This is a genomic window from Streptacidiphilus sp. P02-A3a (assembly GCF_014084105.1).
Classification (GTDB): Bacteria; Actinomycetota; Actinomycetes; order Streptomycetales; family Streptomycetaceae; genus Streptacidiphilus.
On record NZ_CP048289.1, the window covers coordinates 7,111,776 to 7,125,821 of the forward strand.

Annotated in this window: 11 protein-coding genes and 1 pseudogene; 10 read left to right on the forward strand and 2 right to left on the reverse strand. The window is 69.9% G+C overall.

Features of this window, described 5'->3' with window-relative positions; genetic code table 11:
- The first annotated feature begins 23 nt into the window (after positions 1-23).
- Genes GXP74_RS29825 through GXP74_RS29870 form a run of 10 tightly spaced genes read left to right on the forward strand, consistent with a single transcriptional unit; the run spans position 24 to position 12,075 of the window.
- Positions 24-1,256 (forward strand): hypothetical protein, encoded by a 1,233-nt coding sequence (locus tag GXP74_RS29825; RefSeq protein ID WP_182454328.1) that lies wholly within the window; start codon positions 24-26, stop codon positions 1,254-1,256.
- 32 nt (positions 1,257-1,288) lie between these two features.
- Complete coding sequence (locus GXP74_RS29830; RefSeq protein WP_182454329.1) at positions 1,289-2,110, forward strand: phytanoyl-CoA dioxygenase family protein; 822 nt, start codon at positions 1,289-1,291, stop codon at positions 2,108-2,110.
- Between the two features lie 37 nt (positions 2,111-2,147).
- On the forward strand, positions 2,148-3,095 hold the full coding sequence (locus GXP74_RS29835) for a Ppx/GppA phosphatase family protein (protein WP_182454330.1): 948 nt from the start codon (positions 2,148-2,150) through the stop codon (positions 3,093-3,095).
- Between the two features lie 12 nt (positions 3,096-3,107).
- A complete protein-coding gene (gene clpX, locus GXP74_RS29840; protein WP_182454331.1) occupies positions 3,108-4,391 on the forward strand; it encodes an ATP-dependent Clp protease ATP-binding subunit ClpX in 1,284 nt (427 codons plus the stop codon).
- Positions 4,392-4,398: 7 nt separating this feature from the next.
- Complete coding sequence (locus tag GXP74_RS29845; RefSeq protein ID WP_182454332.1) at positions 4,399-5,430, forward strand: nucleoside-diphosphate kinase; 1,032 nt, start codon at positions 4,399-4,401, stop codon at positions 5,428-5,430.
- Positions 5,431-5,472: 42 nt separating this feature from the next.
- A complete protein-coding gene (locus tag GXP74_RS29850; RefSeq protein ID WP_182454333.1) occupies positions 5,473-6,459 on the forward strand; it encodes a nucleoside-diphosphate kinase in 987 nt (328 codons plus the stop codon).
- A complete protein-coding gene (locus tag GXP74_RS29855) occupies positions 6,456-6,671 on the forward strand; it encodes a hypothetical protein (protein WP_182454334.1) in 216 nt (71 codons plus the stop codon). Before GXP74_RS29850 ends, GXP74_RS29855 begins: the two co-directional genes overlap by 4 nt.
- 4 nt (positions 6,672-6,675) lie before the next feature.
- Positions 6,676-8,100, forward strand: coding sequence for an amidase (locus GXP74_RS29860; protein ID WP_182454335.1), 1,425 nt, complete (start codon positions 6,676-6,678; stop codon positions 8,098-8,100).
- A gap of 17 nt (positions 8,101-8,117) precedes the next feature.
- Positions 8,118-10,286 (forward strand): FAD/NAD(P)-binding protein, encoded by a 2,169-nt coding sequence (locus tag GXP74_RS29865; RefSeq protein WP_182454336.1) that lies wholly within the window; start codon positions 8,118-8,120, stop codon positions 10,284-10,286.
- Positions 10,279-12,075 (forward strand): M28 family peptidase, encoded by a 1,797-nt coding sequence (locus tag GXP74_RS29870; protein WP_182454337.1) that lies wholly within the window; start codon positions 10,279-10,281, stop codon positions 12,073-12,075. The genes GXP74_RS29865 and GXP74_RS29870 overlap by 8 nt, the downstream gene beginning before the upstream one ends.
- A gap of 30 nt (positions 12,076-12,105) precedes the next feature.
- On the opposite strand, the gene GXP74_RS29875 is transcribed toward GXP74_RS29870, so the two are convergent.
- The gene (locus tag GXP74_RS29875; RefSeq protein ID WP_182454338.1) at positions 12,106-13,023 is read right to left on the reverse strand and encodes a helix-turn-helix transcriptional regulator; all 918 of its coding nucleotides are present in this window, start codon (positions 13,021-13,023) and stop codon (positions 12,106-12,108) included.
- An 892-nt stretch (positions 13,024-13,915) separates the two neighbouring features.
- Positions 13,916-13,999, reverse strand: a pseudogene (locus GXP74_RS29880) (hypothetical protein); the annotation flags it as partial.
- Positions 14,000-14,046: the final 47 nt, after the last annotated feature.

Here is a 14,046-nt window from a genome sequence, read left to right on the forward strand (position 1 = left end):
TCAGGCATCAGATAGGACCGGTTATGCCCACGAACCCCACCCTCCACGGTAATCCTCCGTCGGTCGCTGTCGTCACCTCGCATGGCCGGCAGCAGCTGAGCGGCAGCAGCGACGATCGCCTGATCGACGTTCTCAACCGGCACAACGTGCCCTGGTCGGCGATCTCGGCCTACATCATCCGCAAGGCCGGGGAGGCCCCGGAGCTCTTCCCGTCGCTGGACGTGCGTCTGGGCGAACTGGAGCAGGGCGCGGAGGTGCTCCTGTACTTCAACCGGAACGTCAACCCGTTCAAGTTCTCCCTCGACTCCTTCAAGCTGATCGAGAGCGACAACCCTGGCGCCGAGGCCACCGAGTACATCTACCAGCAGCTGGACAACGAGACCGGCACGGCCGAGGCGTATCTGAAGAAGCTCAGCCCAGAGGAGTGCAAGCAGATCATCGCCGACCGCGTCGGCGACACCGTCCGCCAGCACGTCCCGGCCGGTTCCACCCTGGTGGTGGGCGTGAGCGGCGGTGGGGACAGCAACGCCATGCTCTACGGCCTGAGTCAGCTGAAGGACCACGGGATCACCGTGCGCCCGGTCATCCTCAAGGGCATCCCGGACTGGGACGCCGGCGTGCCGAGGGCCCAGGTGCTGTGCGAGAACTACGGTCTTGAGCTCAAGGTCATGGAAGCCGACGAAGTCAAGGAACTGCTGGGCATCCCGAGGGACTCGGTCGATCTGATCGACCGCTTCGAGCAGGAGTTCCAGGGTGACGACTTCGAATTCCTGGGCACCCTGATGATCCGCCTCGCGCTCACCAAGTACGCCCGCGAGCTCGACACCCAGTACATCGTGACCGGCGTCAACCTTGAGGACATCGTCTGCGAGAACCTCTTCCGGGTCTCCAGCGGGATGAAGCCCGCCGGCTTCCCGATCCGCCCCATCGGCGACGTGACCCTGGTGCTGCCGCTGTGGCTGTGCCCCAAGCGCATCATCGACGGCTGCTTCCCCAAGTTCTCATTGGAGAACTACGACGCGCGCTACCCGTGCTTCTCGCTCGGCCGCAACCTCTACTACAGCGTCGTGTACGCCATGCAGTCCCAGTTCCCGGGCTACCTGGAGCAGTTGGCGCGTGGAATGTCCGAGCTCAGCATGAAGGACCCGGTCGAGTACACCTACAACGAGCAGCTGGGCTTCCCCACGGAGCGGACCGTCCCCTTCCCGCTGCTGCGCCGCTTCAAGCGGATGCTCTCCGGCGCGACTACCAGCTGATGAGTCGGAACGGTACAGAGGAGTCAACGACCATGTCCGACCTGGACAATCCCGGCACTGGCGTTCGTGCCATCACCGACGAAGAGGTCGCCCACTACCAGGAGCACGGCTGGGTCAAGCTGGAGGCCTTCATGCAGCCCTGGCTGGTGGAGGGGCTGCTTGCCCACGCGCAGGCGAAGATGGGCACCGACCCGCAGACGCTGAGCAGCACGGCCCCGAAGGACCTGCAGCCCAACGAGTTCAAGTGGTACGAGCGTTGGGACGGGCCCTCCCACTACGACGAGTGGATCAAGAAACTGAGCCACTCCCGTGAGGTCGCCGCCGGCGCGGCTCGGCTCATGGGACTGGACGCGGTCCGGTTCTACTTCGACCACTTCTTCGTCAAGGTGCCCGCAGAGGGCAAGGGCGGTACCGAGACCCCCTGGCACCAGGACTTCCCGCACCACCCGCTGGACCGCATGGGCGCGTTGACTATGTGGACGCCGCTGGTGGAGTGCCCCCCGGAGAAGGGCTCGATGCGGTTCCTCAGCGGCTCGCACCGGATGGGCTCCCTCGGCCGGTATCTGAACCGGCACGACGGCATCAACCTGCTGGACGAGAACCCGTGGGTGGCGCAGAAGTTCGAGGCGTCACCGCCGCTGCACCTGATGCCCGGCGACGCCACCGTGCACCACCTCGGTATCACCCACTACGCGCCTCCGAACGCCACCGACGAACCCCGGTGGGTCTACACCACGCAGTGGCTTCCGCCGGGCGCGCGGTTCACCGGCGCGCCCAACCACCGCACGGACGGCCTCGACCTGGAGATCGACAAGCCGCTCGACCACCCGCGCTTTCCGGTCATCACGGTCTGACGGCGCGGAACAAGGCTGAACAGGACGGAATGTGGCGATGATAGTGGCCGCCGTGGACTGCGGCACCAATTCCATCAGGCTGCTGGTGGCCGAGCGCGACCCTCGGACCGGTCTGGTGACCGAACTGGCCCGCCGGTCGCGGATCGTACGACTCGGTCAGGACGTCGGGCGCACCGGGCGGCTCGCCCCCGAGGCGCTCGGCCGAACCTTCGCGGCGTGCGAGGAGTTCGCCGAGGTCATCGATGCCCTGAAGGTCGAGCAGCTCGCCTTCGTCGCCACATCCGCCACCCGGGACGTGGCCGACCGTGCGGGCTTCTTCGCCGGCGTCGAGCGCATCCTCGGCGTGGTGCCGCAGGTAATCAGTGGCGACGAGGAGGCCCGGCTCTCCTATGCCGGGGCCGTGAGGAGCCTCCCGACCGGTTCGGGGCCCCGTCTCGTGCTCGACATCGGGGGCGGGTCCACCGAGCTGGTCGTCGGCGCCGGCGAGGTCACTGCGGCCGTCTCGCTGGACATCGGTTCGGTGCGGCTGACTGAGCGTCATCTTGCCGACACCGAAGGGTCGGTGGACCGCATCACGGATGGCGGCGTCGCCGCCGTGCGCCGGGACGTCGAAACGGCCCTCGGCGAGGGGCTGGCCCGGCTGCCGCTGGAGTCCCGACCGGTGCTGGTCGGGGTCGGCGGCTCAGTCACGACGCTGGCCGCGATCCATCGCGCCACCCGGCAGGGGGTGCACGGGTCACGGCTCGGCATCGACGACGTCCGCGCGGTCAGCAGCCATCTGCTTGAGGGCAGCCGGGCGGACCGCGCCGCGATCGAGGTCATCGAGCCGGGCCGGGTGGACGTCATCTCGGCCGGCGGGCTCATCCTCCTCACTGTGATGGAGCGACTCGGCACCCCTGAGGTCATTGTCAGCACGCGCGGACTGCTCGACGGACTGGTCCGACGGCTCGTCGGCCGGTCCGTGCCGACACCGTCCGGGCTCTGAAGGAGGGACCCCATGACGCCCATCGGAAAGCCACAGCTGGCCTGCTCGTTCTGCGGCAAGCGGGCTGACGACGTGACCCAGCTGGTCGAGGGCCCCAGCGTCCAGATCTGCGACTGCTGTGTGGAGTTGTGCAACGAGGCCGTCGCCGAGGGGCGGCGGTCACAGGCGGAGCCGGACAGCCAGCAGCTGCCGAAGCCGTGGGAACTGCGCGGGTTCCTGGACGGCTACGTCATTGGCCAGGACACCGCCAAGCGGGCGCTGTGCGTCGCGGTCTACAACCACTACAAGCGCGTCCGGCGGGCCGCAGCCCTCGGCGGCAGCGGAGTCGAGCTGGCCAAGTCGAACATCCTGCTGCTCGGGCCGACCGGATCGGGCAAGACGCTGCTCACCGAGAGCCTGGCCCGGGTCCTCAATGTGCCGTATGTGTCCGTGGACGCGACCGGTCTGACCGAGGCCGGCTATGTCGGGGAGGACGTCGACAGCATCCTGTCCAAGCTGCTGCAGGCGGCCGACAACGACCCCCGCAAGGCCGAGACCGGCATCGTCTACCTGGACGAGGTCGACAAGCTCGCCCGCAGCTCGCAGTCCGGCGGCTCCCGCGACGTGTCCGGCGAAGGTGTCCAGCAGGCCCTGCTGAAGATCCTGGAGGGCACGGTCGTCACGCTGTCCTCGGGGGACAAGGGCGCGCAGGCGGTGCGGGGGCGCGGCTACCAGAGCCGGGAGCCCTTGCGGATCGACACGTCCGGAATCCTCTTCATCGCGGCCGGCGCCTTCAGTGGTCTCGACGAGATCGTGACGAAGCGTCAGACACGCGGTGGTATGGGCTTCGGCGGGGCGCTCCGTTCCGAGGCCGCTGCCGGGGACCGGACGGGGGCCGCCGGGGTGACGCCGGCGGACCTGGCGAAGTTCGGGCTGATACCCGAGTTCGTCGGCCGATTCCCGGTGATCACCGCGCTGCGCAAACTGGAACGCGACGATCTGCTGCGCATCCTCACCGAGCCCAGGAACGCTTTGGTGAAGCAGTACCAGACGCTCTTCGAACTCGACGGTGTCGACTTGGAGTTCGAGCGGGAGGCGCTGAACGCGATCGCCGACGAGGCGATGCTCCGCGAGACCGGTGCGCGCGGGCTACGCGGTATTCTGGAGGACGCCTTGATCCCCACCATGTACGACATCCCTTCGCTGAGCGAGGTCGTGCGGGTCACGGTCACGGCGGAAGTGATCACGGAGCGCGCCGAACCCGACTTCACGGTCGAGGAGACCAGCCGCTCCCAGCGGGCCGGATCGGGCGGGTGAGCATTGGGTGGTCGCCGCGCGCGGTCTGCCCGATGCCGCAGCTTCACCTTGCACCCAGCACAGACAGGAAAACCGGATGGCCGAGTGGCAGTTGCTGACCCGAGCCGGCGCGAAGGCGCGGCTCTACGAGCGTGAGACCTATTTCCGGGACGGCCTCGCGGACGCCGAGGAAGCCTGGGGCGCCGGGCTCGATCAGGCTCTGTGGAGCTCGTCCATGATCATGCTGAAGGCCGACGGCCTGGCGGCCGGCAGGCTGGCCACGGTCGTCGACTTTGTGCGTGAACACGACTTCGAGCTGGTCGGCGTGGAGGAGGTGTGCTTCACCCGCACGCTGTGGCGGGAGCTGTGGCGCTACCAGCTCACCTCGGCCACCCTCGACCGTCTCGCCGTCAATGATGCGGTGCACCCTGGCCGTTCGGCGCTGCTCCTGCTGCTGCGCAGCGGCGCGGGCCACGACCTTCCGGGGACGGTGCGGCTCAGTGGGCTCAAGGGCTCCGCCACCCTGTCCGCCCAGGCCAAGGGCAGCCTGCGGGATCGGCTCGGGCAGCCCAACCGGGTGTTCAGCTACGTTCATGTCCCGGACGAGCCGGCCGACTTGCTGCGCGAGCTGGGTCTTCTACTCGACCCCGATGCCCGCCGCCGCGCCCTGTCTGCCCTGGTCGACGACCGGATCTCCGCCGAGGGCGCCGCCCGGCTGGCGGCGGCGCTGCGGGAGCAGGCGGACACCGGCCGCTCCCTGGCCGTGGAGCCGGCCGCGCGGCAGGTCGCGGCGGTGATCGACGAGGGGCGGGCGGCCGGAGCGGTGTCGGCGGAGCTTGCCGGGCAGCTGCTGGAGCACCTGGCGGCCCTGGACGCCGGCCGCCCGGTGCCCTGGCGGTCCTTCTACCGGCTCGCGGCCGATTCGGGCCTGTCGTTCGACCGGTGGGACCTCGCCATTCTCGGAGCGGCCCATGTCGACTGCGACGAGGCGGGATTCAGCAAGGTACTGACCAATCCCGACCCTGAGGACTGGCGTCGTCCGGCTGCCATTGCCCGATGAACGCCGACTGACACGGAACCGGTCCCCGGAAGGACGCCCCCCATGTTCATGCACCGCATCACCACCGCGGACCAGATGCCCGACGACCGAGGATGGCGGGCGCTCACCCGCTCCCCGCGCAAGGTCGAACTCTTCTCCGACGATCTCTACTTCCGCGAGTGCTGGGCCGACGTCGACGACGTTCTCGGCGACGAGGCGCTCGGTCTGCTGAGCCGGGTGGCGCTGTTCAACTTCAAGCCCGACGGGCTGGTGGGCCGCCGATCCGACCGCACGCTCGACTTCTTCGAGGAGCACGGCTTCACCGTCGTGGGAACAGCCCCTATGCGCCTCAACCGGAACTCCATGCGCGAGGTCTGGCGCTACGACTGGAACGTCTACACGACCGACCGGCTCGCCCTGTGCTCGCTGATGCACTCCGCCACCGAGACGGTGCTGCTGATGCTGCGGGACAACCGCTACGACGGGGTGATCCCCGGCGCGGTGCGCCTGTCCGACCTCAAGGGCTCGGCCGACCCGGAGGCGCGCGGCCCCGAGGCGCTGCGTTCGGTGCTTGCGCCGCCGAACCGGGTCATCAACTTCAACCATGTGGCTGACGAACCCGCCGACCTGGTCCGGGAGATCGGCATCTTCCTCGACCGGGCCCAGCGCCGCACCCTCTTCGAGGAGGTGCGCCGCGACTTCTCCGCCAACCTGGCCGACCGGGCGCGGTCCGAGGTCAAGCGGCTGGAAGCGCTCATCCCCGGCAACGACTTCGACCTGGACGGGGCGCTAGACCGCCTTGAGGCCTCGGGACGTATCTCGGCCGACGGCATGCGGCGTCTGCGCGAGGAGTCGGTCGGCGGTCAGGGCATGTCCTTCGCAGAGCTGACCGCGATCGTCAGTCCGGACGACCCGGCGGTCGACCGCTGGGACTTCGTCCGCGTCGCCACAGAGGTGCTGCCGGTGGAACGCAAGGGCTACAACGGCTCGCTCCCGGCGCCCACCTCCGTGGACTGGAAGCGTACGGCGGCTGAAGGCGCCGCCCGGTGAGCGGCGCGGGCGGGCTGTCCGAACAGGGGCCCCAGTTCGACCAGGTGATGGCCCTGCAGGGGCACGACGTCCCGGACGATCTGCGGCCGGGCGTGCTCGCGGTTCACCTGGAACTGAAGCGGATGACCTCACTGCTGCGCACGGCAAGCCTGGCGCCCGAGGCCGAGCCCGCGCATGTGTTCTCCGTCGCGACCTATCTGCAGGAGCCCTGACCACATGGACATGCCCCTGCACGAGCTGTCGGTGGCCGAGGCCGGTGCCGCGCTGCGCGACGGCTCCCTCACCTCGGCCCGGCTGACCGAGTACACCCTGGAGCGGATCGCAGCGATCGACCCGCTGATCGACTCGCTGGTGTCGGTCACCGCGGAGCGGGCGATCACCGACGCGGAGCGCGCCGACGAGGAGCTGAGCCGCGACATCGACCGCGGGCCCCTGCACGGCATTCCCTACACCCTCAAGGACATCATCGACACGGCCGGCATCGAGACCACATCGAACTCCCGGCTGATGCTCGGTCATGTGCCCGATCAGGACGCGTTCGTCGAGGGACGTCTGCGGAGCGGTGGCGGGGTGCTGGTCGGCAAGGCGAACCTCGCCGAGTTCGCCTTCGGCGGGCCGGGGTTCGACCTTCCGACGCCGCCGGCCCGCAACCCGTGGAACCCGGAGCGCTTCACCGGCGGTTCCTCGGCCGGCAGCGGCGCCTGCGTCGCGGCGGGCCTTGTGCGGATCTCCATCGGCTCCGACACCGGCGGCTCCATCCGCTCGCCCGCAGCCAACTGCGGGGTCGTCGGCTTCAAGCCGACGTACGGCCTGGTGTCGCGGCGCGGGGTCTTCCCGCTGTCCTACACCCTCGACCATGTCGGCCCCACGGCCTGGAGCGTGCGGGACGCGGCGCTGGCCATGAACGTCATCACCGGGCACGACCCGCTGGACCCCGGCAGCGTCGAGCGGCGGCCGGAGGACTACACGGCCGACCTCGGCAAGGGCGTGGAGGGACTGCGCATCGGCTACGCCCGCGAGTTCTTCACCGCGAGCAAGGGCGTCTCCGGCGAGGTCGTCGACACCATCGACGCTGCGGCCGCCCGGCTCGCGTCCTTGGGCGCGATGGTCGAGGAAGTGAGCATGCCGGACTTCGAGCTGATGAAGGCATGCGGCCGGGTCATCCTCCAGGCCGAGGGCTATGCCATCCATGAGCGGAACCTCCGCGAGCGGCCACGGGACTACGGCCGGTACACCTATCAGCGGCTCACCGGCGGGGCCGGGCTGACGGCGGCCGACTACATCCAGGCCACCCGCGTCCGCCACGAACTCACCCGGCAGCTGAACAGCGGCTTGTTCCAGCGGTACGACGCGCTGATCACCACGGTCGCCCTCGCGGCTCCGGCTCCGTTCACGGAGTTCCCGCACGACTGGCCGCCGCCGAGCCTGGCGGTGGCCGTCCAGACCGCGCCGTTCAACGTCACTGGGCACCCGGCGCTGGCGATGCCCGCAGGCTTCTCCAGCGAGGGGCTGCCCTTCGGGCTGCAGATCATCGGCCGGTACTTCGACGAGCGCGGCGTGCTGCGGATCGCCCAGGCATTCGAGTCGGCGGCGGGCGTGACCCCGCGCCGCCCCGGGCTCGGCGCGGAGATACGGATATGACTGTGGGGCGCGGGGATATGTCAACTCATCACATCGCAATCGTCGGTGGCGGGCCGTGGGGGACCTACGCCCTTGAGCGCCTGGCCGCCCTGCTGCCGCACACCGGGCTCGCCGACCCCGTGCATGTCACCGTGTTCGAGCAGTCGGGCCGGTTCGGCGCCGGCGCCACCCACAGCGACGACCAGGTACCGACGAGCTACCTGAACCGGGTGGCCAGCCAGATAGCCTTCGCTGCGGACGAGTCGACTGCGGCGGCGAGCCGTCTACTGCCGAAGGGGCTGCGCCCGACCTTCGCCGAATGGACCCGTGACGCCTTCGCGCTCACCGGCGAGGCGCAGTACGACATCCGGCCCACGGACACCCCGAGGCGCTATCTGCACGGACACGCTCTGCGCGACATGTTCCACCGCTACGCCGCGCTGTTGCGGGCCGTCCCCGGGGTCACCGTCGACCTGCTCGCCGCCGAGGTCACCGACCTGGAACCGGGCGGCGACCATGCGGCGTTCCTGGTCCACCACAGCGCCGACGGGCCACCCGTCAGGGCCGACCACGTACTGCTGGTCACCGGCCATTCGCGCAACCACCCCGTCCCCGGTTCCAGCACGGCCCTGCTCGCCGCGAACGCCCGCTACATCCGCAGCGCCTATCCACTGGCCGACATCAACCTCGACACGGCGCCCCCCGGCTCCTCGGTGGGCGTGCTCGGGCTCGGCCTCACCTCGGTGGACCTGCTCATGCACCTCACCGAAGGCCGGGGCGGGGAGTTCGCCACCACCGGCGGCGGCGGGCCGCTCGACGACCTCGTCTACCGCCCCAGCGGGCGGGAACCCGCCGTCATCGTGCCCGTTAGCCCCAGCGGCATGTTCACCTGGGCCCGCGCGGAGAACGCCAAGGCCGCCGACGAGACCGGCCGCTCCCATGCCGGGCTTGAGCACTCCGCACGTTTCCTGATTCCGGACGCGATCGCCACGCTGCGGCTGCGGGCCGGCACACCACGGCATCTGCGTGACGCTGAGGTCCGCCAACTCGACTTCGAGCGCCACATCTTCCCGCTGGTCGTGCTGGAGATGGCGTACGTCTACTACTCGACCCTCTTCGGCGCCGCGACAGGCGCCCTGCTCGCCCGGGCCGCCGAGCCGCGCTACCGCCGCTTCCTGCAGGATGCGGACGACACGGCGCACGCCGCTATCGCCCAGCTGATGGAGCCGGTGCAACGCGAGTTCGAGCGGGTGGCGGAGTACGTCGCCGGCTCCGCCGCCGGACTGCCCGCGACGGCGGACGCCGATTGCTACGCCAGGACGGACGCGGTCGAGGCGTTCCGATGCACGGTGTTTGGCGAGCCCGGGGAGTTCGGCGAGTCGGGGCGGGGCGGCCGCTCGCCCTGGGGCCACCCGACGGACCCCCGGGACCACGCCTTCGTCTGGGAGGAGTTCTTCGAACCGCTCGGGCCGAAGGACACCAAGGACGGCGACGCCTGGCAGCGGGGCCTCATCGACCACATGCGCCGCGACTGCCGAGCCGCGGCCCAGGGCAACCTCCGCAACCCCGCCAAGGCCGCCTGCGACGGTGTATGGCGCGACCTGCGCTCCACCTTCTCCGCGGCCATCGACTTCGGCGGCCTCACGGCCGCCTCCCACCGATCGTTCCTGACCAAGCACTTGCGCTACTACACCCGCATGTCGAACGGCACCGGCATGGAGGCGATGAAGAAGGTTCTCGCCCTCATCGAGGCGGGCGTGGTGGATGTGACGGTGGGCCCCGCCCCCGTCGTGGAACCGACCCCGGACGGCGGGTTTCTGCTGCGCGGCACCAAGACAGGCGCGGAACGCACCGTCGACCACCTGATAGAGGGCAAGGGACACGCCTTCGACGCCCACCACGACGTCCGCCCGCTCTACGCCAACCTCCTGCGCCGCAATCTCGTGCGCACATGGCGCAACACCGGCGACACACCGGACGAGGACTTCGTCCCCGGAGCGATCGACGTCACCCGCGACTTTCGGGCGGTCCGGGCTGACGGAACCGTCGAGTCGCGGATCACGGTGCTCGGAGCCCCGGTCGAGCGCCTGTGCTTCTTTCAACTCAGTGCGGCGCGGCCCTACGCGGGCAGCTCCGTGCTCAACAACATCGCCATGTGGGCGGAAGATCTGGCAGCGAGACTGAAGGACGACGACATCCATGACTAACAGCCTCCTGCAGCACTGCCTCCGCCTGGTTCCCACCGACGAAGTGATCCGCCACGTCGAGCAGATCTGCCGCTACGACCGCTACCAGGGCTCGACCGGGCTGGAGCAGGCGGCGCAGCTCGTCGCCGAGGCCGCGACCGCAGCCGGCCTGACGGACGTCAGGATCGACCGCTTTCCGGCGGACGGCACAGCTCAGTGGTGGAGCTGGCGCGCTCCGGTCTCGTGGACCCCGGTCGCGGCGGTGCTCGACGTGTACGACGGCCCTGACCGTGTCATCCGAATCGACCATGCCGAGCAGCCCTTCTCCGTCGCCACCTACTCGGCGCCCACCTCGGCCGGCGGCTGCGATGCCGGGCTGGTACGGGTCGGTCCGTCGACCGACGGCCTGGAGCTGAAGGGGGCGCTGGCCGTTGTCGAGCGGTCCTGCTTCGGCCGGGCCCACCTGCTGGAGGAGCTCTCGGCCGCCGGTGCCGTGGGCTTCGTCACCGACGCCCCCTGGAAGGGGACGCCGGACGCGGTCCACACCGGGCGGATCGAGCTGCCGCCCGACAGCATCCTGTCCGCCTTCAGCGTGACCCCAGCGCAGCTGGACCGCATCGCCACGGCGGCGGACCATGGCGGTCGGGCCCGGATGACCGTCGAGGTCGACCGTTCGGCAGCGATGCCGGTGGTGTCCGGTGTGCTACCCGGCACGGACGCCAGCGCGGGGGAGATCTGGCTCACCGGCCACCTGTGCCATCCGCGCCCGGGGGCCAACGACAACGCCTCGGGGGTGGCGGCCCTGCTCGGCGTCGCCGCCGCTCTGAGCGCGGGCCGCAGGGCCGTGGCCGGGTTCGGCACGCGCGGCTCGATCCGGTTCTTCTGGGGCCCGGAGTTCCTGGGTCAGGCCGCAGTGCTGCACCAGTACGTCGGCTCCGGCGGCCGTGGCCGACTCCCCGACGCAGTGATCAACCTGGACATGGTGGGCGAGGACCAGGACCGCTGCGCCTCGCCCTTCGTCGTCGAGCGTCCGCTGGACCTGAGCCCCTCGCTGCTGGGGCCCCTCGCGGAGCACTATGTCGCGGGGGTGTTCGCTGCCACCGCCGACCACCCGGGGAGCTGGCAGCCGTCGCCCTTCCTCGGCTTCTCCGACCACGCCCTCTACGCCGATCCGGGAATCGACCGTCCGGCGGTCCAGTTCTGCCATCCCGCCGACCGGTTCAACCACTCGGCGGGTGACGCACCGGACAAGGTGTCACCGGTCGAGATGCTGCGCTCCACGGCTGCGGCGGCGGCGCTGGCGCAGACCCTCGCGGGGGGCGGTCCGGACGAAGCCGAAGTCCGCCGGATCGTCGATCGCTGGTGCGAGCGGGAGCGGACCAGGGGCCGCGCTGTGGCCTCCGGCCACGGGAGTCCCTGGGCGCAGCGGTATCTGACCCGGGTCGAGGCCGGCTGCGACCTGCTGACCGCACTGGCAGCCGGGGACACCGAGCGGCCCGCGGCCCCGCCGTCACCGTCGGCGAACGGGCCGGCCATCGCGCGGGACTGGTCGGGCCCGCTCAACCTCCGGGCGATGATGGCGGACCTGTCGCCGGGCACCCGTGGGGGACTGGCCGAACTGATCGCCGCGGACAAGCACTGCCTGTCGATGCTCTTCCACTTCGCCGTCAGGGCGAACGGCCGCCGCACGCGCCATGAGATCGTGGATGACGCGTCCCTCGCCCTGGAACGCGAGATCGAGCCGGCTGTCTCCGGCAGGCTCTTCGACGCGCTGCTGGAGTCCGGATGGGTGCGCGCGGTCGGGGCGTGAATTCTTCGACGCGACACCGGCCGAACGGGCTCACAGCCCCAGCTGCCTCAGCAAGGCCAGCCCTGCCGAGTCGAGTTGGTAGAAGACCCGCCCGCCCAGGCGCTGCTTCCAGACGATCCCGGCATCGTTGAGTACGGTCAGGTGCTGGGAGACGGTGCTCTTCGCCACGCCCAGCGCGTCCGCCAGCGCGGTGGTCGTCGTCGGCACTTCCAGAGCGCGCACCACCTGAGCCCGCCCCTTGCCCAGCAGAAGGGCGAGCCGGTCCTCCGCCACGGAATCCCGGACCGGAGCGGTCAGCGCATGGAAGTAGCCGGTGGCACGGGCCTGGTAGGACATGGCTACGACGCCGTCCTCCTCCATGAACAGCCGCAGACCGCCGGCGAACACCGTGGGCACCAGGAGGAGTCTCGTGCGATTCAGGCCGGTGTCCAGATCGCGGTGGTAGGGCGCGGTCAGGTACGGCGGCGTCCACGAGACACGGCCGCCCAGCTCGGCCAGCATCGCGTCCACTCCGCCGACGGCCAGGGTACGGCCGCGGAACAGGATCTCCTCCTCCAGCGAGGAGCGGATCGAGGTCCAGTGCGGGGCGATCGCCCACTCCCAGTAGCGCTCCAGCAGCGCGATGCGCCGGTTCGCCCCGGCCGAGCCGGTGTGCCGCTCCCGCATGTGCTGCAGCTCCGCCTCGATGGTGGTGCGGGCCGGGTCGGGGACGGGCACGAAGCCGGACGGGAACAGCGGCGGTTCGGGCCGCCGCAGGGCGTCCACCAGGTCTCGGGTGAACTCGGCGGGCATCCCGTCACGGACCCTGCGGGCCCAGTTGGTGTACGGCGACGGTGTCGCGCCCCGGTAGCGGGCGAGGATGCCGAGGCTGCCGATGGTCTCCCACAGCGGGCTGAAGGCGAGCCGCGTGGTCTGCAGACTGTCGTCGTCGACATGGAGCCGTATCACGGCAGCCTCACCGCCTCCCGGGGCGGGTACCGGGTCATGAGGTCTCCACCCGCATGGCGAGATCTTGGCAGAGGGTGAGAATGGTCGTGATCCACGGAGCTGGATCGCTCGCGTTGTAATCCTGCATCGTTTCGACCCGCCAGTAGTCGGAGAAGCTGATCGCTCGCGGCAGAACGGCCTTGAACCGGTTAGCGCGCCACTTCGGCAGGTGGCTGCCGTACTCTCCCTGGCTCTCCAGCAGGCCGTCGATGACATGATCGAAGGCCAGGCGTGCGGATATCGTCGCGCTCTCCAGGTCGCCAGCCTCAAGCTGACCGAGTGCGTCCTCGACCGCGTCGTCCGTGGCGCCCAGGGAACGCACGACGGCGAAGGAGCGGAACGCCGACTCCGCGAGCCGGGCGCGGCTCTGTTCCAGCCAGCCCTCTCCGATAAGCGGCAGGCAACTGCCCAGCCGCGCAAGGAACTCCTCCTCGCGCAGGGCGAGGGTGTCCTGGGTGACCAGGCCGCCCTCGAACGCCTCCCAGGTGACCTTGGCGAAGATCTGGTCGATCTGGCGCTGTGACCAGTACGTGACTTCCCAGCGCCGGCTCTGCTCATAGAACAACTCGGTCTGAAGACAGGGGGGTTCGAGCGGGACGGGGACGCTGCTACCGGTGGGGGAGGTGTGCTCCGCGCCCGTGACGACGTAGATGTCGAAGTCGCTGCGTGCGTTGTGCCAACCGCGAGCGGCAGAGCCGACCACGAACGCGGCGAGGGCCCCATTCGGGATCAGGCCACGCCGTGTGAGCGGGGACAGCCAGCCCTCGACCGTCATGGCGTTCATTCCACGTTCCCCTTCCGCGTCCAGGTCGTCCTCGATCCTAGCCACGATGTCGTACGGCCGTGCGGGAGGTGTTCGGTGGTCGGTGCCGACGTTGACCCAGCCGGTGTTCGCGGCCACGTCGTAGATCCCGTACGGTACGGCGATGCCGGCCTGTACCGCTCGGAAAGTCATCGCTGCAGCTGAGTGGTGTTGCCTGTGGC

Coding starts and splice junctions, on each gene's coding strand:
- GXP74_RS29830 (WP_182454329.1), top strand. CDS start 1,289: ATGTCCGACCTGGACAATCCCGGCACTGGCGTTCGTGCCATCACCGAC.
- GXP74_RS29825 (WP_182454328.1), top strand. CDS start 24: ATGCCCACGAACCCCACCCTCCACGGTAATCCTCCGTCGGTCGCTGTC.
- GXP74_RS29850 (WP_182454333.1), top strand. CDS start 5,473: ATGTTCATGCACCGCATCACCACCGCGGACCAGATGCCCGACGACCGA.
- GXP74_RS29865 (WP_182454336.1), top strand. CDS start 8,118: ATGTCAACTCATCACATCGCAATCGTCGGTGGCGGGCCGTGGGGGACC.
- GXP74_RS29870 (WP_182454337.1), top strand. CDS start 10,279: ATGACTAACAGCCTCCTGCAGCACTGCCTCCGCCTGGTTCCCACCGAC.
- GXP74_RS29835 (WP_182454330.1), top strand. CDS start 2,148: ATGATAGTGGCCGCCGTGGACTGCGGCACCAATTCCATCAGGCTGCTG.
- GXP74_RS29860 (WP_182454335.1), top strand. CDS start 6,676: ATGGACATGCCCCTGCACGAGCTGTCGGTGGCCGAGGCCGGTGCCGCG.
- clpX (WP_182454331.1), top strand. CDS start 3,108: ATGACGCCCATCGGAAAGCCACAGCTGGCCTGCTCGTTCTGCGGCAAG.